1 protein-coding gene and 1 pseudogene are annotated in these 1,210 nt (G+C 77.4%); both read left to right on the top strand.

Annotated elements, in window-relative coordinates; all coding sequences use genetic code 11:
- Positions 1–153: 153 nt before the first annotated feature.
- Positions 154–591, top strand: coding sequence for a universal stress protein (locus tag AB0J52_RS41435; protein WP_500188752.1), 438 nt, complete (start codon positions 154–156; stop codon positions 589–591).
- Positions 592–691: 100 nt separating this feature from the next.
- Positions 692–1,210: pseudogene (locus AB0J52_RS41430) on the top strand (hypothetical protein); the annotation flags it as partial.

The following is a 1,210-nucleotide window of genomic DNA, read 5'->3' as shown; positions in this document are numbered from 1 at the left end:
GACCTGCTCGCCGCCGAGGCCCGCGGCGACGCCCTCGCCGTGGCCCGCGACCTCGGCTTCGCCGGGCTGGAGGAGATGTACGCCGCGCTCGACGGGGGACACCTTCACCTGCCCCGCCTTCTGGCACGGCTCCTGCCCCGCTAACCTGAAGGCGTGTTCGAACTGGCCACCGACGGGCCGAAGGTCATCGTGTGCGGTGTGGACGGCACCGCGACGTCCCTCAACGCCGCCGCGTACGCCTGGGGCCTCGCCCGCAGGTCCGGCGCGCGGCTCGTGCTGGTGTACGTGATGTCGGTGGCGGCGGTGGCCACGCTCACGCCCGGCGGCGCGGCGGCCGTGCGCGAGGCGGGCGAGGAGATCACCGCGGACCTGCGCGCCGAGCTGCGCAGGGCGGCCGGGCGCGCCCCGGTCTCCCACGAGCTGCGCACCGAGACCGGCGACCCGGCCGCGGTGCTGTCCAAGATCGCTGACGAGGAGCGCGCCGACGCCGTGGTGGTCGGCGCGTCGGCGCAGGCCGGGCACAGGCTGATCGGGTCGGTGGCGGTGCGGCTGGTCCGCGCCGGGCGCTGGCCGGTGACGGTCGTCCCATGACCCGCGGCTCCCGGGGCGGCCCCCTGGGCGGCCCCCGAAGCGGGCCGCCGCCGGTCCGGGTAGATGATCTCTTGCAGCCGACCGAACGCCGGGGGGAACCGTGGACGAGCCGTACCTGACCGAGGTGGCCTGGGCGGACGGCGTGCTGCGGCTGCGCGGGCGGGTGCCCGGCGTCCGGGTGTCCCCGCCCGACCTGGTCGTGCTGGTGCGCGAGCGGGACGGCGAGCGGGTGCTGCCCGTCACCGCCGTCCCCGCGCACGACGACGACGGGACCGCGTTCGAGGCGGCCGTCGACCCGGCGACGGCGCTGTCCGGCGCGGTCCTCCCGCACGGCGTCTGGGACCTCGACCTGTCCCTGGAGTCACCGGACGGCGCGCGCGTCACGCCGCTGCGGCCGGGCGCGGCGGCCCCGCTCGACGGCATCCCGCAGCGCCGGTTCCTGCCCGGCTCCACCCCGGTCACGGTCTACTTCGACCGGCACGGCCAGCTCGCCCTGGACGTCGGCGGCGAGCCGCGCACCGCCGGCGACTGCCAGGCCGACACGCTGACCTGGAACGACCGGGACGAGGAGCTGATGATCAGCGGCCACATCGCGCTCCCGGACGCCGGGGCGCCGGTG

The organism is Spirillospora sp. NPDC049652, from assembly GCF_040675125.1.
Taxonomy (GTDB): domain Bacteria; phylum Actinomycetota; class Actinomycetes; order Streptosporangiales; family Streptosporangiaceae; genus Spirillospora.
The sequence above is the reverse complement of the archived record's forward strand: the minus strand, read 5'-3'. Positions and strand labels throughout refer to the sequence as shown.